The organism is Nonomuraea basaltis, from assembly GCF_005893125.1.
Taxonomy (GTDB): domain Bacteria; phylum Actinomycetota; class Actinomycetes; order Streptosporangiales; family Streptosporangiaceae; genus Nonomuraea; species Nonomuraea basaltis.
This window is the reverse complement of the sequence record NZ_VCJS01000107.1, coordinates 1-26,044: the sequence shown is the minus strand read 5'-3', so window position 1 is coordinate 26,044 and position 26,044 is coordinate 1. Positions and strand designations below refer to the sequence as shown.

Genomic DNA, 26,044 nt, shown 5'->3' with positions numbered 1-26,044 from the left:
CCGTCACCGATGCCCCCGAAGCAGTGCCCGGGTGTCTCTGACCGACCCTACTGACGCTGCGTCGGGACTGTTGACGCATTGTCGGGCTTATCGGTGGTCTGTGCGTTTTCCGGCATGTCTGTCCTGGGACGCCGGCCATGCTCGCCCGGAATGACGTACACGCACAGCGTCACGTGACGCTCGCGAAGGCGGTCCAGGCGAACCTACCTTCTAGGGATGTCCTACCGCAGGCCCGTACGAGGGTCGGCCGCCGTGCACTCCCGCAAGGAAAGCGCCCCCGATCGTGATTGGACAGCCGAACGTCGTCTCGGCCCCCTGCAGGTTCACCGTTCTAGGACCGCCCGGTCTCCATTGCGGTGAGACCCGACTGGATCTCGGCGCACCGCAACAACAGGCCGTCCTGATGTTGCTACTGGCCAACAGCGGCAGCTTGGTGCGGATCGGTGAGCTGGTCGACGGCCTGTGGGGCGAGCGGGCACCGGCCACCGGAGAAGCCGTCATACGGACCTACATCTCCCGTATCCGGCGGCTGCTGGCCGAGCACGGACTGGGCTCGGCGATCAGCTCCCAGTCCGGGGGCTACATGCTCGACCCGTCGCTGTTCGCGCTGGACGCCACGGAGTTCGCCGATCTGCTCGAAACCGCCAGGCAGGAGCGCGCGAGTGGGCAGATCTCGGTGGCCGCGAATCGTATCGAGCAGGCGCTCGGTCTCTGGACGGGCACGGCGCTGGCAGGGGTCCCGGGCGAGGCCGCCGAACGTGAGCGGTTCCGGCTGGAACGACTGAAGCTGATCGCCACCCAGGAGTTGCTGCAGCTCCGCCTGGAACTGGGCGAGCACACCGAGGTGGTGGCCGAGGTCCCGCTCCTCATCGAGCAGAACCGACTCGAAGAGCCGTTGTACGAGATCTATCTCCTCGCCCTGTGCCGCAGCGGCAGGCGGGCAGAGGCGCTCGAGATCTACCGGACGGTCTACGACCTGCTGGGCAAGGAACTGGGCGTCGGCCCGGGACCGCGGCTACGGGCGATCCACGACAAGATCCTCCGGACCGACGCAGACCACGACGACGAATTCGCCCCCGCCCCATGGACCGAGCGGCCCGCCGCATGCTCCCCACGGGAGTCCGTTTTGCCAGTGGGCACGAAGCCGGAGCGGCCTCCCGGTGGGCAGTTCGTCGGCAGGGGCACGGAACGCGCCGCCTTCCAGGACCTGCTGAAGAAGTGCGGTGGCGAACGTCTGGGTCTTCTCTTCGTCCGCGGACCCGCCGGCATCGGCAAGTCGACGCTGCTGCGTAAACTCGCCGACGACGCGACCGCCGCGGGCCGGCAGGTATGGCACCTCCACGGCTCGGCGACAGCGGAAGCGCGCGAATGCCTCGAGCGATTCGCGGAAGAGCTCTCCGGTGTCTCCGGCCCGGTTCTCCTCATCGACTCCTTCGAGGAGCTGGGAGACCTCGAACCGTGGCTGCGCGACGAATACCTCCGCAAGCTGCCCGGCAACACGATCATCGTGGTGGCGGGCCGGACCGGGCCGAGTGCCGCCTGGCTCACCGATCCGGCCTGGGCCGGGACGATCGTGATCCGGCACCTCGAAGCCCTCACCGTCCAGGAGTCCACCGCGCTGGTCGAAGCCCGCGGCGTCGACCCCGGCCTCCGGAAGTCCATCATGGACTTCGCCGCAGGCAACCCCTTTGCCCTGTCGCTCGCCGCAGAGGTCGGCAGGAACATGTCGGCCACGGGACAGCCGTCGCGCCGTGACGCCGTACGGTACGTGGTCGACAACGTGCTCGAGCTCCTAGCCGGTAGCGTGCCGACGGATATGCACAGATGGGCGCTGTACGTGTGCGCGCACGCTCGCCACACCACCGAAGATCTCCTCAGCGCTGTGGTGCCGGGCGGACAGGCGGTGGAACTGTTCGACTGGCTCCGAGCGCAACCGTATGTCGAAACCGCCGCCCACGGCCTGGACGTCAACGGTGTGCTGCGCGAAGCCCTCGACTATCACCTGCGGTGGCGGGACCCCGTCGGCTATGAGCGGATGCACCGGCGGATTCGCCATTACGTCATGGACGAGCTGCTGCGCGACGCCCGCGACCCGCACGCGTGCGTGGCGGTCATGCGGACCATCAGTTGTCTGCGCCGGCGCGGCGGGGTCGTGTGCCGGTACGTCTCGAGGGTGGGTGAGGAGGATGTGCGGGCGTCTGGGGCGACCCCTGCCGACCACGATGAACTCGTCACTATGGCGCGCGAGAGCCACGGCGAGTTCACGGCCGCGTCCGTCCGGTTCTGGCTGGGCCGTCAGCCGGAGGCGTTCTCCCTGCTCCGGTGCCGCAAGAGCAACCGTTTGCGTGCTTTCATGAGCTGGCTGACCCTGCGGACGCCGGAGAGGGAAGAACTGGAGGCCGACCCTGTCGTGGGGGAGATCTGGCACGACGTGAGCCGGCGCATGACTGTGCCCCCCGGGGCGCACATCGCGATCACGCGGCATCTGATCTGCCCCGACTTCGAAGCCAAGCCGTCTCCCATCACGGACGTGTTCCAGGCGTGGATGATGCGCGGCTGGCTGCACGAACCGGGGTTGGTGGCCTCGTACCTGGTCGCGGCGAACGGGCAGTTGTGGCGGCCGTTGATGGATTATCTGGGCCAGTACGAGTTGGAGCGCGTGCGCGCGGACCATCCGTACGCGATCTTCGGCCACGACTGGCTGGCCGACCCCCCAGAGCAATGGCGAGACCACCATCTGGAGGAGGAGCTGTGGGCGGAACGGCACCTGAACTTGTTCGTCCGCCAGGACGTGTCCGGCGTGGACGACTGACGAAAGCGATGATCCTCGGCATCTCTTCGTCCACCACCGAGGCGATCAGGGGGCACCGGCCTTCTCCCTCCGCAGCCGCGCCAGCTCCTCCTCCGCCGACTCCTTCAGCTTCCCGCCTCCGCCGTCGCCACCGGCCTGCCCTGCCGCCGGCCGGTCCATGGAAGCCCCACTTCAACATCCTCAGGGAGCGATCAGAACCGGAGTCCCCAGAGGCAGTCCTGCCAGCACCTTGAGCGCGCGAGCAGGCACCCTGATGCAGCCGTGCGTGACCGCCTTGCCGAACACCTTCCGGTCCGGCCAGCCGTGGAAGGCGACCGTGCCGGGACCGCCGCCGAAGGTGTCGAGCGTCGGCGAGTGCGTGCCGAGCGGCAGGATCAGCGGGCTGTAGGTCTTCTTCTTCGGCGACATCAGGGCCAGCAGGAAGGTCCTGCCCACCGGGGTGGGCGTCTCAGGGCCGCCGATGGCCACCGTCCAGGTGCCGAGCTTCTTGCTCGCGTTCATCACGGTCAGCTGCCTGGTGCCCAGCTTCACGATGGCGCGGTAGCGGCTGCGCGCCTTCTTCAGGCCCTTGGCCTTGATCCAGCCGGTCACGTGGTTGGGCTTGCTGGGCAGGAGCACGCGGTACCAGCCCTTGCGCGCCTCCACCACCGGCACCCAGGTCTGGCTGCCGAGCTGCTTGGCCGGGAGGGTGGCCGCGGGCTTGCCGCCGGGCAGGGCGTAGACGGCCACCGTGCGTGCGGGGTGAACCACGAAGCCGCTCAGCTTGCCGTACATGTCGGTGTCCTGCGGCAGGCCGCTCAACTCCGTGAACGTGGTGGCCTGGGGGAGTGCGGTCGCCATGACCGAGGCGCCGGCGGCGAGGGTGACGGGCGACGCGGCGACGCTGGCGGGGGTCGAGGCGACGAGGCTCATGGCGACGAGCGCGGCGCCGATGAGTCGGCAGGGGGCATCGAGCGGCACGATCGGCTCCTGAGGTTCTATGGCACATACGACACGAACGCGTAACCATCTGGCCTGCTAGATAACGGTTTGGAACGTTTGAAGATGCTAGGCCAGTGGATGTGACAGTTTTGCACAGATGAGCCCTGTGAGGCTCCAGCTCTCTCATACACCCGAGGTGCGGTCGTGACAGCCCCCAGACTCTCTTTAGTCCGTCGCTGGATCACAGCGGCACTCATGCTCGCAGTGGCAACGCTCGCGGTGTTCGCCATCTCCAATACGGCCTCAGCTGGAGCGGTCCAGGGGACGCCGCCCGGCGACAACGGCGACGTCAAGATCCACAAGTGGACGACGCCGGAGAACGACCAGCGCAACGAGCCGCGCGTCTGCGTGTTCTATCTGGTCGGGTTCAACTTCGACAAGGCCGAGCAGGTGAGCTGGGAGATCAAGTCCTGGCCGCCCACGGGCAACAAGACCACGGTGAAGAGCGGCACCCTCGTGCTCGACAAGTTCGGGCATGGTCGTACCGTCGACATGACCCTGCCGAACGGGCACTACAAGCTGTTCTGGACCTTCGCGGGGAAGCATGGCGCGCCCAAGGACAAGGTGTTCTGGGTCAAGTGTGGGCCCACGTCCACCCCGACGCCCACGCCGACGGTGACGCCTTCCCAGACGCCGACGCCGACGCCGACGCCGACGCCGACGCCGACGCCGACGCCGACGGTGACGGTGACTCCGACTTCCACACCCACTGCGACGCCCACGGTGACCCCCACTCCCACGCGGACGCCCACCTCGACGCCGACGCCGAGCAACACGCCGACCCCCACCCACCCCGATCATGGTGATCACGGGACGGTGACCCACGACTGGATCGAGTGGGACGAGAACGTCCCGCAGACGCAGGACGAGCCCAAGCCCGCCCCCACCCCGACGCCGGTGAAGACCGACATCCCGGTCACTGGCTGACACGCGACACCGAACGACGGAGGGCCCGGATCAACGCGATGCGGGCCCTCCGGGGTCTTCTCAGCTCCAAACGAGCATGCGCAGCGGATCCGCGAGCATCGCGCCCACATGGCGGAGGAACAGCGAACCGCGCTCGCTGTGGATGATCCGATGATCGAACGAAACGCCAGCGTGGTCACCTTCCGTACGGCGAGCCGGCCGTCGACGACCCACGGCAAGTCCTTGATCTGGACGAGCGCCAGGATCGCCGGCTCGCCCCGGTTGATGATCGTGATCGTGCCGCCCGACATCTCGGTCGGCTGCGTCTTGCCCGACCGCGGTCCCGGTCAGCTCACCCGAGCGCCCTGGCGAGTACGCCTTGCGCGGCTGCATGTTCCGCGGAGTCTGCACTCGCCGGTCCTCCAGGGTGACCACCGCGCCGGGCTGGTGTATCACCAGGGCCCCGGAGCCGGGCCTGTTCGGTACGGCGGGCACGAAGCCCGTAGTGCGGTCAAGGATGATCATCTGCTGGACGCGGTCGTCGGTGACGCGGTGCCTGCCTCCCGCCCGGCTCAGATTGAGATACCACTCGACCAGCTCAGGGTTCTTCAGGCTGCGCGGGATGATGGTGCGCCACTCCACCCCCTCCCGAGCCGTTTGAGGTATTGCGGCACCATCTGCGGACGGGTGTGCCGCCGATGGGGGTGCATCGCGAGCACCTCGCGCGCGTCGAGTGCGAGCGACTAGATCCGTTCGTTGACCCGCCCGCCGCCGTCGATCCTCTCCACGCCGTCGGCGGAGCCGGCTCCGCCGCCATCGGTCAACGTGTGCAGCGCCTCCCAAGCCCTGGAGATACGGCGTAACTCGGCGTTGGCCTCGGAAAAGCGCCGCCTGATCAGCCGGGCGATGCCCACTTCAGGGTCGACAGTCACCACCCGGCCGTCCTCGTCGCGATGGATGAGTTCCAGCTGCATCAGTCGCGCGAGCGCCACTTCCACGACGTCCGGATCTCCGTGGACCTCTCCGTCGGGGTCATTCAGAAGGGGCCGGCAGGTGTATCCCTCGAATTCGGTCAGCCCGATGCTGCTGAGGCTCATGGACGTTCTCCTCTGGATGTTCCGCCGACCAGCTCCCCACGGACTGACATGCGGCTTCGTGCGGTTGCCAGGCGATAAACAATCCCGGAGGCAGCGCCTTTTTCATGAACGCCCCTACGTCAGTATCGACGAGACCCGAGTTTATCTTCGACGAAGACCGCGGGCTCTGTGTCCGCGGCCCCAGGCCCCGCCGGAGCATGGAACGCGGCGGTCGGACGCCACGCCACCAGGGGGCGGCGCCGTCCTCGGGACCTCGATGACGCTGGGCACCTCCTCGTCATGGACGGTGGCCGGGAGACGGCCCAACACCCTGGGACTGAAGGCGCTGTGCACACGGTGGTTCACGGAGCGCTTCCGGCGTCAGGAAGCTGCCAGTCTTGGCAACTTTCTGCCGGATCTTCGAGGACATCGTGCCGCGCCTCTGACCTGGGGCGACGGTCACCCAGAAAACAGGCGGAAACTCTCGGCACCCGTCAAGTCACGCAAGAGGTCATGCGGTGTACAGCAAGGCCAATCCGCAACGATTGACAAAGATCACTGACCGCAATTACGGTACCCCCGTGTCGGCTCTGACCTCGTTCACCGCCGCGCCGGCGCACGCGGCACCAGCTTGAAAGGAACTGCGCCTGAGACGACATCTTCCAAGAACACTGGCCACGCCCGGATTTGCCATGCGGTCCGCTGCGGCAGAGGGTCGGCGTGGCCGCGCCACAGCTACGTGGCCAGGTCAAGGCATCACATCTGGCGTATCGGCCCTAAACGTAAACGATGACTTGACATTGAAGACTCGATATAACACCATCTCGACCCGCAATGCGTGGTGGTCTGCTCATCGAGTGATTGAACTGGAGGAATTCCCTTGTCTTGTGCAGGCTGCCTGGCCGCGCATTTTCGCGAGCAGCGCGCATGAGTCGACCCGCGGTGGCCATTACCGGGGGCGCCGGTTTTCTCGGCTCACATCTCTGCGAACGGTTTCTGGCCGAGGGTTATCACGTCATCTGCGTGGACAATTTCCTTACCGGATCGCTTGCCAACGTCGAACATCTTATGGCCGAGGACCGTTTCCGGCTGATCCGTGCCGACGTTTCGCAGCACCTCGTCGTTCCCGGCGCCTTGGATGCCGTCCTGCATTTCGCCTCTCCGGCGTCGCCGACGGACTACCTCCGGCTGCCGATCGACACCCTGCGTGTAGGTTCCAGTGGCACGTTCAACGCGCTCGAACTGGCCAGGGAAAAGCGGGCCCGGTTCGTCCTCGCCTCGACCTCGGAGACCTACGGCGATCCGCTGGTCCACCCCCAGCCTGAGAGCTACTGGGGCAACGTCAACCCGGTCGGGCCTCGCGGCGTCTACGACGAGGCCAAACGGTTCGCCGAAGCCATGACCATGGCCTACCGCCGCGCCCACGGCGTCGATACGGCGATTCTGCGGATCTTCAATACGTTCGGCCCTCGGATGCGGCCTTTCGATGGGCGCGCGATACCGACGTTCGTCCGCCAGGCGCTGGTCGGGGAGCCGATCACGGTGGCCGGAGACGGCAGCCAGACCAGGTCCATCTGCTACGTGGACGATCTGATCGAGGGCATCGTCCGGCTGTGCAACTCAGACCTGGAGGGCCCGATCAACATCGGCAATCCATATGAGCTCTCCGTTCTCGCGCTGGCCGAGTGGATCAAGCGGCTCACCGGCTCCTCGTCGGAGATGGAGTTCGTGCCGCGGCCCCAGGACGACCCCAGTGTGCGCTGCCCCGACATCACCCTGGCCAGGACCCGGCTGGGCTGGGAGCCGCGGACGTCGATCGAGGACGGGCTGCGGCACACCATCGCCTGGTTCCAGCGGCACCCGCAGGTGTGGAGCGCTCAAGGCCGGGCAAGTGGCCCGCTGCGTGAGACCCCGGTCCTGACCGCGGCGGAGGTGGCTCTCTGAACAGGCTGCGATCCACGATCAACCTCGCGCCGGTGGCCTACCATCTGGCCAGGATCCGGCGGCGGGAGCACCTCGGCCACGCCGAGCAGCTACAGGTCCAGGCCCGGTTGCTACGCGCACTGGTACGGCACGCCTACGAGAACGTGCCCTACTACCGGCGGCTCTTGGACCCGGCCCTGGTGGAGCGGTTACGCAGTGCCCGGGACCTGGCCGGCATGCCCGTGCTGGACCGTATGGATCTGCACGAGGCGGCGGCCGGCGGCGAGTTGCTGGCGACCGCTTTCACCTCGGAGAACACCCGTGCGGGCACGACCAGCGGTTCCTCGGGCATCCCGATCACCATCCGCAACTCGGAACGGGATCTGGGTTACCTTCGCGCGAGCTACCTCCAGGACATGCTCGCCAACGGGCTCCGCCCCACCGACCGGATCGCCTACTTCCGGGTGAATCCGTTCCTACGCCACCCGCTGGAGCGGCTCGGGGTGCTGCGCAACTTCCACGTCCCGACCGGCCAGTCGCTGGATGAGCAGGTGGCGGCGTTCCTTGCGGCCCGGCCCACCTTCCTGATCGGGTTCCCCAATGTCATCCGCAGCGTCGTCGACGAACTGCAGCGGCGCGGCATCGAGTATCCCAGCGTCCGGACGGTGCTGTTCGGCGGGGAAAGGCTGACTCCGACGGCACGGGCCCACATCCTTGACTACTTCAGAGCGACCCACCGGGAGGTGTACGCCTCTGTCGAGGTCTTCACCATCGCCCGCACCTGCCCGGAGGGCAAGATGCACCTGCGGTCGGCCGATGTGGTGGTGGAGGTCGAGCACGATGACGGGACTGTCTCGGTCGAGGACGGCGAAGGCGAGATTCTCGTCACCCGCTTGCACAGCGAGGCGATGCCGCTGATCCGCTATCGGCTCGGCGACCGGGTTCGGATCGGCCCCAACGACTGCTCATGCGGGGTGGCTCGGACGCCGATCGTGCGAGAGGTGATCGGCCGAAGCGAGGACCGGATCGCCGGCGCCGACGGCAGGCGCTTCTACGGCGACTTCATCACCTTCCCCGTGCAGAGCTTTCCCGAGGTGAACCGGATGCAGGTGATCCAGCATCGACCGGGAACGCTCGAGATCCGGGTGGTGCTGGTTCATGGTGCCCGTCCCGACGTGACGGCCGACATCCGGGACGCGGTTCTGCGCAGGGTGCCGGACCAGGAGGTCACCGTCCTGCAGGTGCCGCAGATCGCGCCAGAGCCCAACGGCAAGATCAAGATCGTTAAAGTGCTCGATCCCTCCAGGGATCCCGCACCGACAGAAGAAGGAAAAGCGGCAGATGTCTGATTCCCCTCCACAGGCACGTGCTCTGTCCCCGCTCGCGGCGCTGCCGGCGCTCAACTGATCATGTCGTCCACGAACACGACGGGCGCGCCTTCGCGCGTCGAGGACGTCCACAGGCCGCGGGCCGGCATAACCGCGATGATCCCGTGCTACAACGAGATCGCCTGCATCGAGCGGGCGTACCGGGAGATCCAGTGCGAGCTCGTGGCCTACGACGACGTCGAACTGCTCTTCATCGACGACGGGAGCACGGATGGCACCCTCGATGCGATCAAAGGCTTCGCGGCCGAGGATCCCCTGGTGAAGTACATCTCCTTCGCCCGCAACTTCGGGCTGGAGGCGGCCTTCTCGGCCGGGTTCAAGTACGCGTCGAAGCCGTGGACTGTGCAGTTCGACGCCGATCTGCAGTCTCCTCCGCAGGAGATGCACCGCCTGGTGGACAAGGCGCTCGAAGGGTACGACGTGGTCTTCGCGGTCCGCGAGAACCGGCAGGATCCCTGGTACCGGCGGCTCGGCACCCGCGGCCACCAGACGATCGCCCGTCGCTGGCTGGGCATCGAGCTGCCGCAGGGCGCGTCGGTGTTCCGGATCGTCAGGACCAGCGTGGCGCGCAAGGTGGTGGACAGCCGGCTTTCCACGCCGTACTTCATCGCCACCGCGCCCCTCCTCGGCGCCCGCTACACGACCCTGCTCACCTCGCATCGCCCGCGCGTGGGCGGCCGCGGCAAATGGAACATGCGCAAGCTGGTCTCGCACGCCGTCGAACTCTTCGTCGGATTCTCCTTCCGGCCTCTGGCCTGGATGAGCGCACTCGCCGCCGCCGTGGTGGCGGCCGGGGCGGCCATCCTGTCGCTGGCGTTGGCGGGACGGTTCGGCCCGACCGAGCTGGCCGCGGCCAGCCTGGTCACCGCCCTGGTCACGCTCATCCTGCTCACGGTGGTCGCGCGCTATCTGGTGCGGATGATGCGCGTCCAGGCGATCGGCGTGCCCCACTACCAGATTCGAGAAGCCAACATCCCTGTTCGCGCGGATGAGGCCCTGTACGGCTACGAGACGCCCTATGTCATCGCCGAGGTCTGGGAGGGCGTCAGGTGAGGAACATTATCGTGCTGGGCGGCGGCGAGGACCAGATCCCCGCCTACCGCGAGGGGCGCAGGCTCGGTTACCGGGTGATCGGCGTTGATCAGCGCCCGGATGCTCTCGGCGCCGCCGAGGCCGACCACTTCCTCTGTATGACCACCAGGGATCCAGAAGGCATCGCCCTCGCCCTGGGCCCGATCGATGTCGCGGCCGTCATATCCCCGGCCAGCGACGCAGCGCAGGAGGCGGTCGCCGAGCTGAGCTGTATCTACCGGACGGCGCACCAGCCCGCCCCTGACGCGCTGCGATGCTCGGTGGACAAGGGGTTCTTCCGTGCCGTGGTCGGCCGGCTTGGCCTGCCCACCTACCGCTATGCCCAGCACGACAACGTCGACGAGCTCACCAAGGCGGCGACGAGCATGGGCTATCCACTGATCGTCAAGCCCGCCGACTCCTCGGGCAGTAAGGGGATCACCGTCCTCGACGGTCCCACCGGTCTGCTGGACGCCATCGAGCACGCCTGGAAGTACTCCTTCTCCCGGCAGGTGATCGTCGAAGAGCTGGTGGCCGGGCGGCACTGCGCGGTGGAGTCCTTCTTCGCCGACGGCCGTCTCGCCTTCATGGCGGTCACCGACCGCGTCATCACCGGTCCACCGGCGATGATCAGCCTCTCCCACATCGTCCCGGCCGACCTCGGCGACTCCGTCCAGGCGCGGCTGCGCGAGGCGGTCACCGCGATCTGCGCGGCGGTCGGCCATCAGCATGGGCCGGTCAACTTCGACTTCGTGCTCACCCCCGGCGGCGACATCTGCTTCATCGAGATGGGCGCCAGGCTGGGCGGCAACGGCATGCCTCTGCTGGTCCAGCACGCGTTCGGGTTGAACACCGTCGAGGCAGCCATCCGGCTCGCCCTGGACGAGCCGCTGCACATCAGCACCTCGTGCCGGAGGACAGCCGCGCTGCGGATCCTGGCCGTCGACGTCGACGGTGTGCTCACCGCCATCGAAGGCCTGGAAGCGCTTGAGCGGATGCCCGAGGTCGTCGACGTCCAGGTCTTCAAGACCGTTGGTGAGCGCGTGCGTGCCTACACCCAAGCAGGACACAAGCTCGGCTATCTGATCATGGTCGCCGATACCCACGAACAGCTGGAAACCGCTCTCGACGAAGCGCTGCGAACCCTCCGTTTCGTGGTCGAGCCCGACGTGAAAGGTGCAGAATGATCCCCCGAAGGCACCTCGGCTTCCTGATTTTCGCGGCGCTGGCCACCGGCACCGCGGCGCTCATCTGGTTCGGCCTGCCGCACGACCGCCAGGTGAAGTCGCTGTGGATCTTCCTGGTGAAGCTGCTGCCCTTCATCTTCGCGACCGAGGCCATAGCCCGGCTCGACGTGGTCTGGGCCAAGCGGATCAGGCTTCCCGTCGTGGTGATGCCGGCGGCCTTCCTGCTGTTCTTCCTCTACTTCGTGCCCAAGATCTTCTTCTTTGGAGCGGAGGTCAGCGGTACCAAGGAGGCCTACTACAACCTCTACTACCACATCCTCACGCTGACGCCCTTGATCATCGTCTCGCTGGCCATGGCATACCGGCTCGGCGGCGGCTCGGGGGCGACGGTGCGCCGGCTCGGCTACGGCATGCTGCTGCTGATGCTGTCGGGCCTGGAGGATCTGGCGTTCCTCACCGTCAACGACCACGTCGATCCGGCATACGCCACGATCCCCGAGGTGTGGGACTGGGCCTCGCACATGACGGTCTTCCTCGGCCACCCTCCCACCAAATACGAGGCGTACGCGTTCATCATCGTTCACGTGCTGCTGGCGCTCGGCGTCTTCGCGAGCCCGCAGCGCTGGTGGGACGCTCTGGGCCGTAAGGTCCGGCCGAAGGCGTCCGCCGCGCCTCAGTCCGGCTCGGTCCAGGCGGAGCGGGTGTAGCGGTGCTCATCCGCGAGGCGGCCTACGTCCCGCTCAGCATCGCGCGGCAATACGGCAGTACGGCGGGGCTGCGCCGTCGCCAGCTCCGCGGGCTCAACCGGGTCCTGGAGCTGGCCCGCACCCGCGTGCCGTACTACCGCGACGACCCGCGCTACGCCCGTGGCCCCCTTCGCGACCTCGCCGAGCTCGCCGACCTGCCGGTCATGGACAAACGGGTGCTGCGCGAGCAGCCGCTCGAGCGGCTGCTCGCCGACGGCGTCGACCAGGAGCGCTGCCTGTCCTTCCAGACGAGCGGAAGCACAGGGCGACGGGTCCGCATCCTGCACGACCGCGACAGCCACGACTACCACATGGCGGCCTGCGTGCGCCGGTTCCTGGCGACCGGCAGGTATCTGCCGACCGATCGGCTCAGCCACATCCGCCCGTTCGCGCCTCCCGCCCGGATGTTTGAGCGCTTCGGCCTCTTCCGTCGGCACGTGATCCTCTCGCACCGTCCGATGCGCGAGATCAAGGCGGACCTGCTGGCCAACCGGCCCAAGGTCCTGATCGGCTATCCCGTGCACCTGCGGGCCCTGCTACGCGAGCTCACAGAGGCCGAGCTGGGACGGCTGAAGCAGACGCTCCAGATCGTGATGACCGAATCGGAGCTGCTGCTTCCCGAACACCGGGCGATGTTCGCCGAGCGGTTCGGAGCCCCCGTCTTCGACGAGTACTCGGCGTTCGAGGTGCTCAACGTCACCTACGACTGCCGGTACGGCCGCGCCCATCTGGGCGAGGACCGCGTCTACTGCGAGATCGTCGACGATCAGGGCAATCCGGTCCGGGACGGGGAGCCCGGGCAGGTGGTCGTCACCGCCTTCCTGGAGCAGGCCATGCCGCTGCTGCGCTACAGCCTGGGCGACATCGGCCTCATCGAACCCGGCCGCTGCCGATGCGGGCGCCGGTTCCGTACCCTGCGGCTCACCACGGGACGCAGCAACGACTACGTGATGCTGCCTTCGGGCGAACGGCTCTACCCCGACGCCTTCCTGCACCTGGCCGCCACGCACCCGGGCATCAGCGAATGCTTCGTGCACCAGGATGCCGACGGCCTGGTGCGTGTGCACGTAGTCCCCAGCGGTCACGGGGAGGCCGAGGTGTTCTCGACCATACGTGCCAAGCTCTTCGCGCTGGCCGGCGGGGAGTTCCCGCTGGAGGTGGTGTCCGCCGAGGCCGTCCAGATCACCCCGGGCGGCAAAGGGAAATTCGTCAGCTCCGACTATGCCGCGCCGTCGGTATGAGAATCGGTCTCACGGCACCGAGACAGCTGGCGGCGCTGGTTGGCGGGCGCGCGGCCTTCCGTGCGACCACGTTGCTGGCCAACCTCGCGCTGCTGGCGGCCTGGGATTCCGGGGACTACACCGGATATGCCCTCGCGATGGGTGGCGCGGCGTTCCTCACCCCGCTCGCCTCGATCGGCATCGAGAAATGCGCGCTGAAGGTGATCCCGCGGGTGCAGCACACCGTCGCGCTGCTGATCGGCATCTTCGTGGCGCTCGCCGGGCTGCTGCTGCTGGTGGCTCTGGCCGCCCTGGGAGGCGTGCTGATCTTCGTGCACCACGCCCCTGCGCTCCTGGCAGGGCTGGCGGGTCTCTACGCGATCTGCCTGGGCGGCAACCAGGTTCTGGTCGGTCTGAACCGGGCGATCGGCCGGCCGGGCTGGGATGTGGCCAACCATCTCGTGCTGGCCACGGGACTGGCCTGCTGGACGGGACTGGCCTGCTGGACGGAAGCGGCCCCGACGGCACACGCCGCACCGGTGGTCTTCCTGGCCCTGTGCCTGGCCACCGTGGCCGTGCTCAACGTGCTATTGCTGGCCGGGTTGCGGCCGGGCTTCGCCGGTCTGCGCCGCCGTACCCTGGTGCGCGTCGCTGTTGGGACGTCCGTGCTGATGGCGATCCCCGACGTGGTCGGCGGCCTGTCGATGAGCCTGCTGTTCTGGACGCTCTCGGTGACCGCCGCGCCGGCGGAGAGCACAGGGCTCTACATGGCCTCCGTAGCCTCGGGAACGCTCCTCAACGCGTTCGCCTATCTGCTGCGCGTCCTGCAACCCGGGGTCTCCCGAGCGCTGCATCAGCGCGACCTGACCGCCGCGTACAACCGGCTGTCCCGTGTCCTGCGCCTGCTGCTGCTCGTGGGAACGCCCTACGTGGCGGTCGCCCTCATCACGGCGCAGCCGTTGCTGCGTCCGCTCGGCGGTATCGGCGTCGTCATCCTCTACATGACCTGCGTGCCGATCATCTTCGCGATGGGCAGCGCGAGCTACGTGATGGAGAACGCCACACCCCAGGCGCTGCGCGCCACCGCGGTGGGTTCGGCGATGGCGCTGGTGACGGTCGGTGCGCTGGCCTTCCTCGTCGTCCCCTGGGCGGGAGCGCTCGGCGCGGTGATCCTTCTGGCCGTCGGCCAACTCGTCCATGCGGCGGCCGTCCTGCGCTGGCTGCGGCCGCAGCGCCTGATGTCCCCTCCGTCAGCATCAACGCACCCAGCCGTCATGGCTGATGGAAAGGAATCTGTGTCATGACCTATACCTCGCTGGTCTCCGGGGGCGCGGGCTTCATCGGCTCACACGTGGCTGCCGACCTGCTCCGGGCCGGCCATCGCGTCGTGGTGCTCGACGACCTGTCCGGAGGCGTCGCGGCCAACGTCCCCGAAGGCGCGCACTTCCACCACGGCAGCATCTGCGACGCCGAGGTGGTGGACGCGCTGTTCGAAGAGTGGAGGTTCGACTATGTGTTCCACCTGGCCGCGTACGCTGCCGAAGGACTGAGCCACTTCATCAAACGCTACAACTACACCAACAACGTGATCGGCAGCATCAACCTCATCAACGCGGCGGTCAACGCGGAGACGGTGCGGTGCTTCGTCTTCACCTCGTCCATCGCCGTGTACGGCCATGCCGAGCCGCCTATGACCGAAGATCTCGTGCCCGCGCCCGTGGACCCGTACGGCATCGCCAAGCACGCGGTCGAGCAGGAGTTGAAGGTCACGCACGAGATGTTCGGCCTGCCGTACATCATCTTCCGCCCGCACAATGTGTACGGCGAGCGGCAGAACATCGGCGACCGCTACCGCAACGTCATCGGCATCTTCATGAACCAGATCCTGCGCGGTGAGCCGTGCACCGTTTTCGGCGACGGCGAGCAGACCAGGGCCTTCAGCCACATCGACGACGTCGCCCTCCCGATCGCCCGATCGATCGGAAACCCGCAGGCCTACGGGCAGACCTTCAACATCGGCGGCGACACGCCGTACACGGTCAACGAGTTGGCGGAAGCGGTGGCCACGGCCATGGGGGCGCCCTTGCGCGTTCAACACCTACCGGCACGCCACGAGGTGGTGCACGCCTACTCCTCCCATCAGAAGGCTCGCGAGATCCTCGGCGTCGAGTCGGGCACGGTGCCGCTCACCGACGGGCTCGCCCAGATGGCCGCCTGGGCGAAGAAGCACGGGCCGCAGGAGCCGTCGGTGTTCTCGGGGATCGAGGTGGCGCGCAACATGCCGCCCTCCTGGCAGGCGCTCATCGTGCCCTGAGCCCATCGGTCGGAAAACGGGGGCGCAGGTCAGATTAGGTCGAGTGACCGTGAGTCCCCGTGATGCCCCGCTGATCGCTGTGCGAACGGGCACGCAGCGGGCACGCACCTATGGCCGGTCATGCCCGCTCCCTTCCTTGTCCTCTAGAGACTACAGAGGAAGGGTGACATCCCTCACGCGCACATGAGAGCTGGGCCTGCCACAGTATGAGAGTGGAGCGGGTGACGGGAATCGAACCCGCGCTGTCAGCTTGGGAACCTGCTACTGATCTTGCTCCTCGGGCCTGGGAAAACGGAGGTGCAGGTTATGCCGGGTCGAGTGACCGTGAGTATCCGTGAACGACCTCGGCTGCCCGTCCGTTCTGGCACGGATCTGGCACGTGGATCATGCTGGCTTCAGCGCAGAGGGAGAGCCTGGACGCGGATACCTCCCGTTGACTTCGACGTTGATCTGAGAGAGTTGCAGAGCCAGGAGCGGATGGACGTTCGCCTCTGGACTTCTTCTGGTTGTTCGGGCGGCGTCTCGGGAAGTCCGTGCTGATGACTCCGGAGGGATCCTCTGATCATCAGGACCTTGGGTTCGATGTAGAGGCTGATCGGGTGGTGTTGATAGTCGATCCGGTTGATCGGGGCGTGTAGCGATTGCTGAAGGGCGAGTCACCACCCTTCCCACCTTGTTCAACATTTGTTGTACCCTGGTGTCATGGGCACTCCAAGCACGGTGGGCTTCCGACCCACCGACGACGACAGCCGGATCATCGACTCACTTCGCCGCGAAGGCGAGTCCAACTCCGACGTGCTGCGCCGGGGGCTGCGCGCCCTGGAGCACGTGGAGTGGGAGCGGCAGGCCCGCGCCGACATGGCACGCCTGGCCGATGAGGGCGAGGACCTGTCGCAGCTCCCCGACGAGTGGGAATACACCGAGGACGGCGACATCCGGATCGTCGACACCGGCATCGTGGTGCCCGCTCGCCGTGAGGCCGGACGGTGATCCGCGGCGGCGTCTATCCAGTTGATCTCGGCGACGCCAAGCGCGGCCACGAGCAGCGCGGCAGACGCCTCGGCATCGTCGTCAGCATCTCGCAGGACCACTGGTCCACCGTGACGATCGTGCCCACGTCGACCAGTGCCCGACCGGCCAGCTTCCGGCCCAGGCTGACCATTCAGGGGCGCGAGACGTGCGCGCTGACCGACCAAATCCGCACCATCGACACCCAGTATGTCCTCGGCGGGCTGTACGACCACCTCGACTCCGTAGCCATGGGACAGGTCGAGTACGCGCTTGTCCGCTATCTCGGCCTGGACGCGAACCTCACCTTGTGGGGCAGTTGAGCACCTTGCCCGTAATGCCCGACTTCCCGGTGTCGGAAGACGGAGGAAGCCGAAGCCGGACCTGTCACGGTGCGAAACGGAGCCGAGGGTGCAAGCCAGAGCGGGCAGGCGACGATGACGAGGACGACCCACCCGGACTGGATCCCACCGAGTGATCCCGATCGCCAGGCGAAGACGGGTGGCGCACCATGAATACGTCCACGTCGTCCTCGGTCTCGATCGTGAACCCGTGCCGCTCGTACAGTCGGCGGGCCGAACTGCCCTGCAGCACGTTCAGCCGGACCGCGGCGTCTTCGCGATCGCACCGTTCCAGCAACCTGCTCAGCACGGCAGAACCGATGCCCCTGCCCTGCAAATCCGGGTCCAGGTAGAAGTGCTCCAGCCAGTAGGCGTCCTTCGCCGGCCGCAGCGCCACGCAGCCGACCAAGGCACCACCCACCTCGATCATCCAGGTGTGCGCAGGCGTGAACCCGTCCCGCAGCCGCTGCCGCACCCGCTGCTTGTCGTACCGCCCGAGCCGCACGAGATCCGGCCTCAGCACCACGGCCCGCAACTCGGCCACCGCCTCGACGTCCGCCACCGAAGCCAGCCGAAGCTCCCAATCCGCCACGATTGTGATGTTATCGCCCTGGGTTCCTGCCCACCCCGGAGCTCCCTGCCAGGCGAAACCGAGCAGTTGATCGTTTTGTCAGACTGACCCTAATGGCACGCAGAGATCAATAGCCCTGGGAAAGATCAATCCCAGGGCCCGAATCCATCGGTCTACCTGGGCTTTCGCATTGAGAGCGGGTGACGGGAATCGAACCCGCACTGTCGGCTTGGGAACTGCAAGGATCAAGGCTTGTGGGGGACCCTGAGCTGGGCGTACGGCTGGACGTGGGTGACCGTAGTTGACCGCGCGTCACCCTGTCTAATTGCACGTTAATTGCACGACGATCAGGCCCCACGAGCTCAGGTTTCTCGCGCTCCGCGCGCATCCTCATCCGCCTGACCCTCGCGTCTGCCGTCAACCCGCCCGAAGCGGAAGCGGGCCAGGGAGCGGGCCACCAGGGCGGTCATCCCTCGCCCGGCTTTCAAGGTGGATCGATCATCGGTATACCCCACACATACCGCCGCTCCCTAGGGTTGACCGGCAATGCCCATGCCGGCCTGGCTGCCGCCAAGGGCCGCAATAGACCCTGATCTTTTCCATCTCTGTCGTTTCTGACCCCGAAACGACCGGAAGGCTGCACATGCCAAACCTTGGGTACATGCCTGAATTCGCAGAGCTGGAGACCATCGACTTCCCGTCCACGCAGGCGCTTGCCGTCAAGTTGCTGCATGCTGGGTTCGAGGCGGAGAAGGAGGGCCGCCCCAAACCCGACTCGCTGCCTCCCGATGAACGGTTCGCCGCGGCGAAAGCCGATCCAAGCGCGTACGCGTGGCGGTTGCGGTTGGAGAGCGGCGGGGACGAGGAATGCTTCCGGGATTACCTTGAGCGCTTTGTCCGCGAGATCGACACCACGGGCATCACCTCACTGATCATCGGCGACTGCTGGAATCCCGGGCTGGCCAACGACAGGCCCGACGAGGTGCGCGACCTGTTGATCGAGCGTTTCGCGGAGTTTCCCGCGCTGAGCGCGCTGTTCTTCGGCGAGGTTATCGTGACGGAGACCAGGAAGATCTCCTGGGTCGCACAGACCGATGTTTCACCGCTGTTGGCGACCTTCCCCAGGTTGACCGAATTCGCCGTCCGGGGGGCCGACCATATGGTGTTCCAAGGGATCCAGACCTTCCGGCTCGCGTGGAACGTACCGCGTCACGAAGGATTGCGCCGCCTGACGTTTCAATCCCACCGGCTGGATCCGGTCGTGGTACGCAGCGTTCTGGCCTCCGAGCTCCCTGCACTGGGGCACCTGGAGCTCTTCCTCGGCTCGGCGGACAACGACGGCGCCAGACCCGCCGATCTGGCACCAGTGCTGTCGGGCTCGGTCTTCCCCGCGCTGAAGCACCTCGGTCTGCGCAATGGCCAGGACACCGACGAGCTGGTCACCGCGCTGGCCGACGCCCCCATCACGCGCCGGCTGGCCGCCCTCGACCTGTCCTTGGGCACCCTCACCGACAAGGGCGCCCGCGTCCTTCTGGACACCCCGATCTTCCGCAACCTGGATCGGCTCGACCTGCACCACCATTACATGTCGGAGGAGATGACCGAACGGGTCCGCACCCAGTTCGCCGATGCCGGGGTCGAAGTCAACACCAACGACCGCCAGGAACTCGACGATTGGGACGACTGGAGTGACCCTGAGGATTCGGGTGTCGAGGACGGCTGGGAGCCCGACTCGTACTTCCCAGCGATCACCGACTGAGCACCGCGCTGTCTGGAGAGATCAAGCGTCTCCGCGTGCCCTGCGCCCGGCACGACTTCGCCTATTACAACGTCAGGAAGCTCGCGAGCTCCGAGCAGTGGAAGAGCCAATACAAGAGGACTGTCGACAAGGCGTTCTCCAGCGACATGCTCAGATCGTGCGACGGTCTCTTCACGGTGAAGAAAGCCGCCTGCAAGGTCGTGGCGTGGGAGTTTTACGCCGCTGTCACACTGGGCGGGAAGTAGCGCTCACAGCTGGTTCTTGATGGGTTCCGGCGTGTCCGGGACGGGCCGTGCGAGGTAGGCCGCCACCTCGACGGGGGTCAGGAGGCGGGCCTCGCGAAGCAGGTCGAGCGACTCGTCGAGCACGGCTTCGCCGCCCTGAAGACCTGGCGCATTCTCACGAGGTGCTCGAACCGGAACGTAACAAGTCAGGTGCCTGCCAGTCCGGCGAATGACGATCGTTAGCCGAGCCGTCAAGGCGCGCGACCTTCGTCTATCTCCCTCGTTGGGCGAGCGCGGCGAGATCAGTCAGTGCGGCCAGACCTATCTTGGGTTGCTGGCCTCTTCTCGCAGGTCAGAGGGGAATGATCTTTTCTGGCATGTGAGGCACGTTGCATCGAGCGCCCCCGGTGGCTCCGGGGCGTTCGACAGCCGATCGCTCGTGGCGGCATCCGTCGGCATGGTGTGCAGTAGGCGAGGATGAATGCCGAGCTGGTACGCGGACTCGGTGTTGGGCGATCAACCGGATGCGAACCCTAAGGTTGCCCTTCTACACTGCCGCATCTCACCGAATTACGGATGGGAGCGGCCAGATGGTCCTGTCAATCAGATGTCTTGGCCCGTTCGAGATCGCTGTCGGCGGCGAAGCCATCCCGGTGATCGGGGCGCGGCGCGTCAGCTTGCTGGCGCGGCTGGCGATGGAGCCGGGCTTAGTGGTCACGGCCGATCAATTGGTGGCCGACGTCTGGGGTGACAGCGTGACGGCCACAGCGGGCAAGCAGCTCCACATCGTAGTGTCCAAGCTGCGCGAGCTGCTCGCGCCGTATCACGGGAGCGAGCTCATCGTCACCGCCTCCCGCGGCTACCGCCTGGAGCTGCCTGGTGAGCAAGTCGATACGCACCTGTTCGCGAGCCTGGTCAAGCGTGCGCGGGCCGCGCAGGCCCAGAATGAGCTCGCCGCCGCCGACGCCTTCTTCCGCCGGGCGCTGTCGCTGTGGCGGGGCCAGGCCCTGGCTGACGTGGCCGGGGCGTGGGTCCGGTCGGAGTCCGCGCGACTGGAGGAGGAGCGGCTGAGCGCCGTGGAGGACCACGTCGGCCTGCGGCTAGCCGGAGGCGACCACCACATGGCGGTACCGGAGCTCATCGCGCACATTGCGGCGGCGCCGCTGCGAGAACGCCCGCGTGCCCAGCTGATGCTGGCGCTGTATCGCTCCGGCCGGGTGCCGGAGGCACTGGCTGTCTACCAGGACACCCGCCGCGTCCTGGTCGAGGAGCTCGGCATCGAGCCCGGGCCTGCCCTGCAGCGCCTGCATCGGGCTGTGTTGGCCCATGACCCGGCCCTTGATCTCGGGGAGCCCGTCGGGCGTGCGGTGCTCGGCCAGGCCGTCGTCCCGGCCGAGTTGCCCGCCGACACCCGCGCCTTCACGGGCAGAACTGCTGAGCTGGCATGGCTGCACCGGCTGCTCACTGGGCAGGGCGGTGCGCCGGTGGTCGCCGCGATCGATGGGCCGGGCGGGATCGGCAAGTCCGCGCTCGCCGTACGGGCTGCGCACGCCGTCGCCGGTCGCTTCGCCGACGGGGTGCTCTACGTCGACCTGCTCGGCTCCACCGCCGGGCGGCAGCCGATGGCGCCGGCAGAGGCGCTCGGGCGGATGCTGCGCTCGCTCGGCCTTGCGGGCACCGCCGTGCCCACCGATCCTCAGGAGGCGGCTGCCCGCTACCGCTCGCTCACCGCGGCCCGCAACCTGCTCATCGTGCTCGACAACGCCCTCGACGCCCGCCAGGTGCGACCCTTGCTACCCGCGGGTCCTGGCTGCGTGGTGATCACGACCAGTCGGCAGGCCATGACCTCGCTGGACGTCGCCAGCCACCTGCACCTAACCGGGCTCCGCCACCAGGAGGGCATGGAGCTGCTAAGCCGCGTCGCGGGCGCCGACCGGGTAGCGGCCGAGCCCGAGGCAGCGGCCCAGATCGTACGGCTGTGCGACGCCTTACCGCTGGCGCTGCGCATCGCAGCGGCCCGCCTGGCCGCGCGGCCCGATTGGACGCTCACGCACTTGGCCGGCCAGCTCGCCGACGCCACCCGCCGCCTCGACGCGCTCGAACACGACGACCTGGCGGTCCGAGCGAGCATCACGGTCGGACAGGCCCACCTGGCTGCCGATCCCGCTGCGCTCTTTCCGCTGCTCGGCCTGCTCGACAGCAGCATTCACACGGCCGCGAGCGCTGGCGCCCTGGCCGGATGGTTCGAGCCGCGCGCCGAGACCGCGCTGGAGGCGCTGCTGGCAGCTCGGCTGCTGGAACCCGCCGGGCTCGGCCGCCACCGCATGCACGATCTGCTCCGCCTCCATGCCCGCGAGCAGGCGGAGCAGATCGACCAGGCGGTGCAAACCGGGGCCATTCGCCGCGCGCTCCTCCACTATGTGGCCGCCGCGGATGCCGCGTGCTTGCTGATCGACTCGAGCCTGCACTCGCTCCGGGAGTCGATGGACCTTCCGGAGGTAGCTATAGCGACGCTGAGGGAGGCCAACGACTGGCTCTCCGCGGAGCGCGACAACTTGCTGCAGCTGGCCCGGCAGGCCGTGAACTCGCAACACCCCGAGGTCGCGCTGGCCCTCAACGGCTGCCTTACCGCGCTGTTCTGGCGCAGAGGCTGGTTCGGCGAGCTCGCCGAGGTCTGCGAGAGCGCGCTGGAGCTCGCCGTGCGCCGTGGAGACCTGCCCGGCCAAGCACGGCTCCTCACCGACCTGGGCTACATCCTCGCGGAGCAGGGCCGCCACACCGAGTCCGTTGAGCACCTGGAGCGTGCGCTCAACTGCTGGGACAAGGCCGGCCTGCCGCTGAAGAAGGCGGGGACGTACAACGACCTCGGCATCACCTACACGATGATGGGCCGCTACGACGAAGCCCTGTCGGCGCTTGCCGCCAGCCAGTCCATCTCCCAGCAGACCGGTCTCCGGGAGAAGGAGGCCGTCGTGCTCAACAACCGGGTGCATGTCTACTACCGGCAGGGCCGCTTCGAGGAGGCGATCGAGGAGGCCCGCACAGCACTGGACATGTGCCCCGATCCCACCGGCCCGGGCGCGGCGACGTCCCACGACACGCTCGCCGACGCCTACCGGGCCGCAGGCCGGCTCGCCGAGGCGGAAAGCGCCTACCGGACGGCCATCGAGCTTCAGGGCGAGGCCGAACTCGACTTCGGTACGGCGCTGTCGCACTGGTGGCTCGGCCGCACCCTGCACGACCTGGGGCGGCGGACCGAGGCTCGGCTGCACTGGCGGCAGTCACTCGACCTGCTGCTGGAGGCCGGGCTCAGCACCCCTGAGGAAGCTGGGCAGTTGCTTGAGGACGAGAATCCCGCTCCGCCCTTCGCGGTCAAGAACCACATCTAAACGAAGACGCCATGATCGTCATAGCCAGGCCGGTAACTGCCACAAAGGCAGTTCCACTCCAGGCAAGACAGAGGAGATTCGTACCGCCATGGGGCTCGTTTCAATCTGAAACCGCAAGTCAAGGGTCTGGCTGATCGTGGTTGGGCGTACTCGGGCTGGTGATGCCCGGGAATCATGGCGGTTGATCATCAAACCCAAGGACGACGAGGGGGACGACGGCGCGGCCGAGGTGCTCGTACCCGTGGGCTAATGGCCCGTAATGGCCTGTAAGATCAACTGGTCTGGCACGAATCTGGCACGCGAGTGAAATCAAGCCCCGACAAGATCAAAGCCCGGGTATCGAGTCCATCGGTCTACCTAAACTTTCACACTGAGAGCGGGTGACGGGAATCGAACCCGCGCTGTCAGCTTGGGAACTCTTTCAAGATCACACGGCTTGAGCTGGGAAAACGCTGACCTGCGCGTATGCCGGTCGAGTGACCGTGAGTGCCCTGAGTTCCCGCTGATCGCTCTGCGAACGGGCACGCAACGGGCACGAGGTCGCCGAGGAAGGCGCCACTGTACGAGGGGCGAGTTGAACCGTTCGCCTATCTTGTTGACCAGGGAAAACACTGGCTGAATCTGGATTGATCTACACGGCGCGCTGCCGGTTCGAGAACTGGCCGACATCCGCCGGAAGTGACTGATGGCTTATCTGAAATGACAGAGTGTGAAATTCCATTGCGAGACCCTGTGAGATCGCGTAGATCGCTCCTGTTAGAGACACGCGGCCGACACGCCGAGGAGCACAGCGATGCATCTTCAACGCCAGTCCCATCGTCGGTCCTGAAATTGCCTCTGGTATAGCTGGAACCTCAGTTGGTCATCGGAACGTTTGACTGAGCAATAAGTGATCGTGAGAGGAGCCCCGGCGTGTCGACACCCCCCGGAGATCAGTCGTCGCAGCCGGAAGAGCCCGTACTGCGCGGAGGTGACAGCGAGCAATTTCCTGGGACCTGGACAGCGCCTACGACATATCCCGTCCGTCGTAGACGGCTTCGCCCTCCAGGGATCATGCTCATCGTAGTTGGGATTGCCGTTCTGGTCGCAGGATCTCTGCTCGCCGTCAGCGCCGTGATTCGCCAAGTCACGCGCACCGTTGTCTCGGCTGAGATGCCGGACCGGTCCGGCATACCCAAGAACGCCAAACTCGGCGACTGCCTAAAGGCTGGCAAGAACACAGAGCACGAGATTGTCGCCTGTACAGACCCAGATGCGATCCAGAGGATCACACATGTCTTCACCGACATGACCATGGCCGCCTTTAACGCCAGAATGGCCAACGGCGGCGACATCTGCCCCGAGGGCGAGAGGACTACCGCCTACTCAGAAGAGGATGACAATGCCAAGGCGACCGTCTACTGCCTAGCATGGGCCGCTACCGCGGCAGCAAGTCAGCACGCCAATGCGGAAGCCGACGACGTTAGTTCCCCAGTAGTCGACTTCTACCAAACCGCTAAGGTCAACGACTGCGTTACCGGCGGCACCTACACGGACTACAAGGTGGTCCCGTGTGCTGACGCAACTGCTGCATGGAAGATCACTAAGAAGGCCGTCGCAACCCGTGCAGAGTTGGATTCCGAGTCGCCGGACAACAGTCGATGCGCCCAGAATGAGGTCATGGTTAGCCACTGGAGCAGCGAACACTCAGAGGCGCAAGCCAACGTGTTTTGTCTAGTCCGCACACGATGACCTCTTCAGCGGACATGAAGCGCGGACGACCTGGCTTTTCAGTCTGAGAGCGGGTGACGGGAATCGAACCCGCGCTGTCAGCTTGGGAACTGCCACGATCACCCGTCGTCGCGGCTCTGAGCTGGGCGGGAGACCGGTCCCGAGTGACCGTGATTGACCCCTCGTCACCGGGGTTAATGGCTCGCTAATGGCCCGACAACCAGAGTCGTGACCTTGGAGGCTCATGATTGGTAGGCTGATCGTCATGGGAGCTGGTGAGGCATCTCTGCGGCTGGTGGACGTAACGTCGGCGTTAGAGGCGACTCTCACTGCCCTGGAGGCTGTGGGGGCCGACCTGATGTACCGCGTGGGTGGCACAGGTGCCGCTCTGCTGCAAGGTGTTCATCTTCCTGTCGGGGATGTTGACGTCTTGGTGGCTCGGCGGGAGGACGTGGACGTGTTCGCTGCCGCTCTCTCGTCCTTCCCGTGCCTGTATGCGGCATCTTGGCTCCCCGAGAGTTCGCAGTATTTCGCTAGGTACGAGGTGAGCGGGGTCCATGTAGAGATCAGCACGGTTGAGCAGGAGACCGACTCCGATGGGATGGAGTGCGTTGGCCGTGGCCCGTGGCAGCACTACGTCTTGATCAAGTGTGGCGCGCATCGTGTTCCTGTGGTGCGTCTGGAACTGCGGTTGGCCACAGAACTCTTGCGTGATCGGCCCGATCGATACGAACCTCTCCTCGACCACATGGCGGCGCAGGGGTTCGATGCTGATCTTCTGGATAGGGCTATGACTGCTCGCGGTCTTTCGGCGGAACGGCAGCGCTTGGTTAACGACCGCCTCGCCCAGGCCTCTCCCCGCTCCCGATAGCTGCAAAGGATCGGCGACTCGTGCCCGTGATTCGGGTCAAGGGTGGCGCTTGCGCCATCGCGTAGCGACGCTGTAGGCGCCTCGGGTCGCCACTTGTTCTGGCAAGGGTCTGGAACGAGGCCCGTAGGAGATAGCTGCTGCCACTACGGTGCTCGGTGGTCCAGGGCTGAAGTTGGCCGTCCCGTCTACCGGGTCGAGCACCCCAGGCCGTCACCGGTGCGGCTGACGCCTTCCTTTTCGCCGAGGAATCCTATCTCGGGTGTTTCTCGAGTTAGGAATTCGCGTACGGCGTGCTCCACGGCGTAGTCCACCTCGGTGGCCATGTCGCGGTCGCCCTTGCCGGTGACGATGCCGGGAGTTTTGGTTCTGATGATCTCGCTGGCGATGGATGCGGCCCGTTCGGCGATGGGCCCTCTGTGTCAGGCTCTACTGAGACAAACAGGATGAACACCCCAAGCTGGTAGAGCAGGGCGAGAACAGGTACTACCTTCGGTGACCATGACCATGCACGACCTCCAGGACGACGACGCCGGCGATGGCCCTCGAG

Annotated in this window: 20 protein-coding genes; 17 read left to right on the top strand and 3 right to left on the bottom strand. The window is 66.5% G+C overall.

Annotated elements, in window-relative coordinates; genetic code table 11:
• Nucleotides 1–283: 283 nt before the first annotated feature.
• Nucleotides 284–2,812: an AfsR/SARP family transcriptional regulator gene (locus tag EJK15_RS38500; RefSeq protein ID WP_276615474.1), complete on the top strand. Its 2,529-nt coding sequence runs from the start codon at nt 284–286 to the stop codon at nt 2,810–2,812.
• Nucleotides 2,813–2,992: 180 nt separating this feature from the next.
• Here EJK15_RS38500 and EJK15_RS38495 read toward each other — a convergent pair whose 3' ends face one another.
• Nucleotides 2,993–3,772: a L,D-transpeptidase gene (locus EJK15_RS38495; RefSeq protein WP_240777476.1), complete on the bottom strand. Its 780-nt coding sequence runs from the start codon at nt 3,770–3,772 to the stop codon at nt 2,993–2,995.
• 216 nt (nt 3,773–3,988) lie between these two features.
• On the opposite strand from EJK15_RS38495, the gene EJK15_RS73185 reads away from it, so the two are divergent.
• Nucleotides 3,989–4,720, top strand: a complete 732-nt coding sequence (locus EJK15_RS73185) for a hypothetical protein (RefSeq protein ID WP_206061363.1) — start codon at nt 3,989–3,991, stop codon at nt 4,718–4,720.
• 108 nt (nt 4,721–4,828) lie between these two features.
• On the top strand, nt 4,829–5,446 hold the full coding sequence (locus tag EJK15_RS77835; protein ID WP_138715404.1) for a hypothetical protein: 618 nt from the start codon (nt 4,829–4,831) through the stop codon (nt 5,444–5,446).
• Here the strand turns inward: EJK15_RS77835 and EJK15_RS38480 are convergent.
• Nucleotides 5,443–5,796 carry a hypothetical protein gene (locus EJK15_RS38480; protein ID WP_138715403.1) on the bottom strand — a complete coding sequence of 118 codons (354 nt, stop codon included), beginning with the start codon at nt 5,794–5,796 and terminating at the stop codon, nt 5,443–5,445. The genes EJK15_RS77835 and EJK15_RS38480 overlap by 4 nt on opposite strands.
• Nucleotides 5,797–6,702: 906 nt before the next feature.
• Here EJK15_RS38480 and EJK15_RS38475 point away from each other — a divergent pair.
• From EJK15_RS38475 to EJK15_RS38425, 10 genes are all read left to right on the top strand, one after another.
• Nucleotides 6,703–7,719: a UDP-glucuronic acid decarboxylase family protein gene (locus EJK15_RS38475; protein WP_138715402.1), complete on the top strand. Its 1,017-nt coding sequence runs from the start codon at nt 6,703–6,705 to the stop codon at nt 7,717–7,719.
• 32 nt (nt 7,720–7,751) lie between these two features.
• Nucleotides 7,752–9,047, top strand: coding sequence for a phenylacetate--CoA ligase family protein (locus EJK15_RS38470; protein WP_138715401.1), 1,296 nt, complete (start codon nt 7,752–7,754; stop codon nt 9,045–9,047).
• A gap of 135 nt (nt 9,048–9,182) precedes the next feature.
• A complete protein-coding gene (locus EJK15_RS38465) occupies nt 9,183–10,139 on the top strand; it encodes a glycosyltransferase family 2 protein (RefSeq protein WP_138715400.1) in 957 nt (318 codons plus the stop codon).
• Nucleotides 10,136–11,344: an ATP-grasp domain-containing protein gene (locus tag EJK15_RS38460; protein WP_138715399.1), complete on the top strand. Its 1,209-nt coding sequence runs from the start codon at nt 10,136–10,138 to the stop codon at nt 11,342–11,344. The genes EJK15_RS38465 and EJK15_RS38460 overlap by 4 nt, the downstream gene beginning before the upstream one ends.
• The gene (locus EJK15_RS38455) at nt 11,341–12,051 is read left to right on the top strand and encodes a hypothetical protein (protein ID WP_138715398.1); all 711 of its coding nucleotides are present in this window, start codon (nt 11,341–11,343) and stop codon (nt 12,049–12,051) included. The genes EJK15_RS38460 and EJK15_RS38455 overlap by 4 nt, the downstream gene beginning before the upstream one ends.
• 2 nt (nt 12,052–12,053) lie before the next feature.
• Nucleotides 12,054–13,331 carry a phenylacetate--CoA ligase family protein gene (locus EJK15_RS38450; protein WP_138715397.1) on the top strand — a complete coding sequence of 426 codons (1,278 nt, stop codon included), beginning with the start codon at nt 12,054–12,056 and terminating at the stop codon, nt 13,329–13,331.
• The gene (locus tag EJK15_RS38445) at nt 13,328–14,614 is read left to right on the top strand and encodes a hypothetical protein (protein WP_138715396.1); all 1,287 of its coding nucleotides are present in this window, start codon (nt 13,328–13,330) and stop codon (nt 14,612–14,614) included. The genes EJK15_RS38450 and EJK15_RS38445 overlap by 4 nt, the downstream gene beginning before the upstream one ends.
• Nucleotides 14,611–15,624, top strand: a complete 1,014-nt coding sequence (locus EJK15_RS38440) for an NAD-dependent epimerase/dehydratase family protein (protein ID WP_138715395.1) — start codon at nt 14,611–14,613, stop codon at nt 15,622–15,624. The genes EJK15_RS38445 and EJK15_RS38440 overlap by 4 nt, the downstream gene beginning before the upstream one ends.
• A 702-nt stretch (nt 15,625–16,326) precedes the next feature.
• Nucleotides 16,327–16,614 carry a hypothetical protein gene (locus tag EJK15_RS38430; protein WP_138715394.1) on the top strand — a complete coding sequence of 96 codons (288 nt, stop codon included), beginning with the start codon at nt 16,327–16,329 and terminating at the stop codon, nt 16,612–16,614.
• On the top strand, nt 16,611–16,955 hold the full coding sequence (locus EJK15_RS38425; RefSeq protein ID WP_138715393.1) for a type II toxin-antitoxin system PemK/MazF family toxin: 345 nt from the start codon (nt 16,611–16,613) through the stop codon (nt 16,953–16,955). Before EJK15_RS38430 ends, EJK15_RS38425 begins: the two co-directional genes overlap by 4 nt.
• A 64-nt stretch (nt 16,956–17,019) precedes the next feature.
• On the opposite strand, the gene EJK15_RS38420 is transcribed toward EJK15_RS38425, so the two are convergent.
• Nucleotides 17,020–17,565: a GNAT family N-acetyltransferase gene (locus tag EJK15_RS38420; RefSeq protein ID WP_138715392.1), complete on the bottom strand. Its 546-nt coding sequence runs from the start codon at nt 17,563–17,565 to the stop codon at nt 17,020–17,022.
• A gap of 640 nt (nt 17,566–18,205) precedes the next feature.
• On the opposite strand from EJK15_RS38420, the gene EJK15_RS38415 reads away from it, so the two are divergent.
• From EJK15_RS38415 to EJK15_RS38400, 4 genes are all read left to right on the top strand, one after another.
• Nucleotides 18,206–19,303 carry an STM4015 family protein gene (locus EJK15_RS38415; protein WP_138715391.1) on the top strand — a complete coding sequence of 366 codons (1,098 nt, stop codon included), beginning with the start codon at nt 18,206–18,208 and terminating at the stop codon, nt 19,301–19,303.
• A 35-nt stretch (nt 19,304–19,338) separates the two neighbouring features.
• Nucleotides 19,339–19,548: a phospholipase A2 gene (locus tag EJK15_RS38410; protein ID WP_171074767.1), complete on the top strand. Its 210-nt coding sequence runs from the start codon at nt 19,339–19,341 to the stop codon at nt 19,546–19,548.
• Between the two features lie 569 nt (nt 19,549–20,117).
• Nucleotides 20,118–22,916 carry an AfsR/SARP family transcriptional regulator gene (locus tag EJK15_RS38405; RefSeq protein WP_171074766.1) on the top strand — a complete coding sequence of 933 codons (2,799 nt, stop codon included), beginning with the start codon at nt 20,118–20,120 and terminating at the stop codon, nt 22,914–22,916.
• A gap of 1,053 nt (nt 22,917–23,969) precedes the next feature.
• The gene (locus EJK15_RS38400) at nt 23,970–24,647 is read left to right on the top strand and encodes an LppU/SCO3897 family protein (protein WP_138715388.1); all 678 of its coding nucleotides are present in this window, start codon (nt 23,970–23,972) and stop codon (nt 24,645–24,647) included.
• Nucleotides 24,648–26,044 lie beyond the last annotated feature (1,397 nt).

Excerpts from the sequence above, each read along its gene's own strand:
- EJK15_RS73185 (WP_206061363.1), top strand. The coding sequence starts at position 3,989 with ATGCTCGCAGTGGCAACGCTCGCGGTGTTCGCCATCTCCAATACGGCC.
- EJK15_RS77835 (WP_138715404.1), top strand. The coding sequence starts at position 4,829 with ATGGCGGAGGAACAGCGAACCGCGCTCGCTGTGGATGATCCGATGATC.
- EJK15_RS38480 (WP_138715403.1), bottom strand. The coding sequence starts at position 5,796 with ATGAGCCTCAGCAGCATCGGGCTGACCGAATTCGAGGGATACACCTGC.
- EJK15_RS38475 (WP_138715402.1), top strand. The coding sequence starts at position 6,703 with ATGAGTCGACCCGCGGTGGCCATTACCGGGGGCGCCGGTTTTCTCGGC.
- EJK15_RS38465 (WP_138715400.1), top strand. The coding sequence starts at position 9,183 with ATGATCCCGTGCTACAACGAGATCGCCTGCATCGAGCGGGCGTACCGG.
- EJK15_RS38455 (WP_138715398.1), top strand. The coding sequence starts at position 11,341 with ATGATCCCCCGAAGGCACCTCGGCTTCCTGATTTTCGCGGCGCTGGCC.
- EJK15_RS38445 (WP_138715396.1), top strand. The coding sequence starts at position 13,328 with ATGAGAATCGGTCTCACGGCACCGAGACAGCTGGCGGCGCTGGTTGGC.
- EJK15_RS38440 (WP_138715395.1), top strand. The coding sequence starts at position 14,611 with ATGACCTATACCTCGCTGGTCTCCGGGGGCGCGGGCTTCATCGGCTCA.
- EJK15_RS38430 (WP_138715394.1), top strand. The coding sequence starts at position 16,327 with ATGGGCACTCCAAGCACGGTGGGCTTCCGACCCACCGACGACGACAGC.
- EJK15_RS38415 (WP_138715391.1), top strand. The coding sequence starts at position 18,206 with ATGCCTGAATTCGCAGAGCTGGAGACCATCGACTTCCCGTCCACGCAG.
- EJK15_RS38405 (WP_171074766.1), top strand. The coding sequence starts at position 20,118 with ATGGTCCTGTCAATCAGATGTCTTGGCCCGTTCGAGATCGCTGTCGGC.
- EJK15_RS38400 (WP_138715388.1), top strand. The coding sequence starts at position 23,970 with ATGCTCATCGTAGTTGGGATTGCCGTTCTGGTCGCAGGATCTCTGCTC.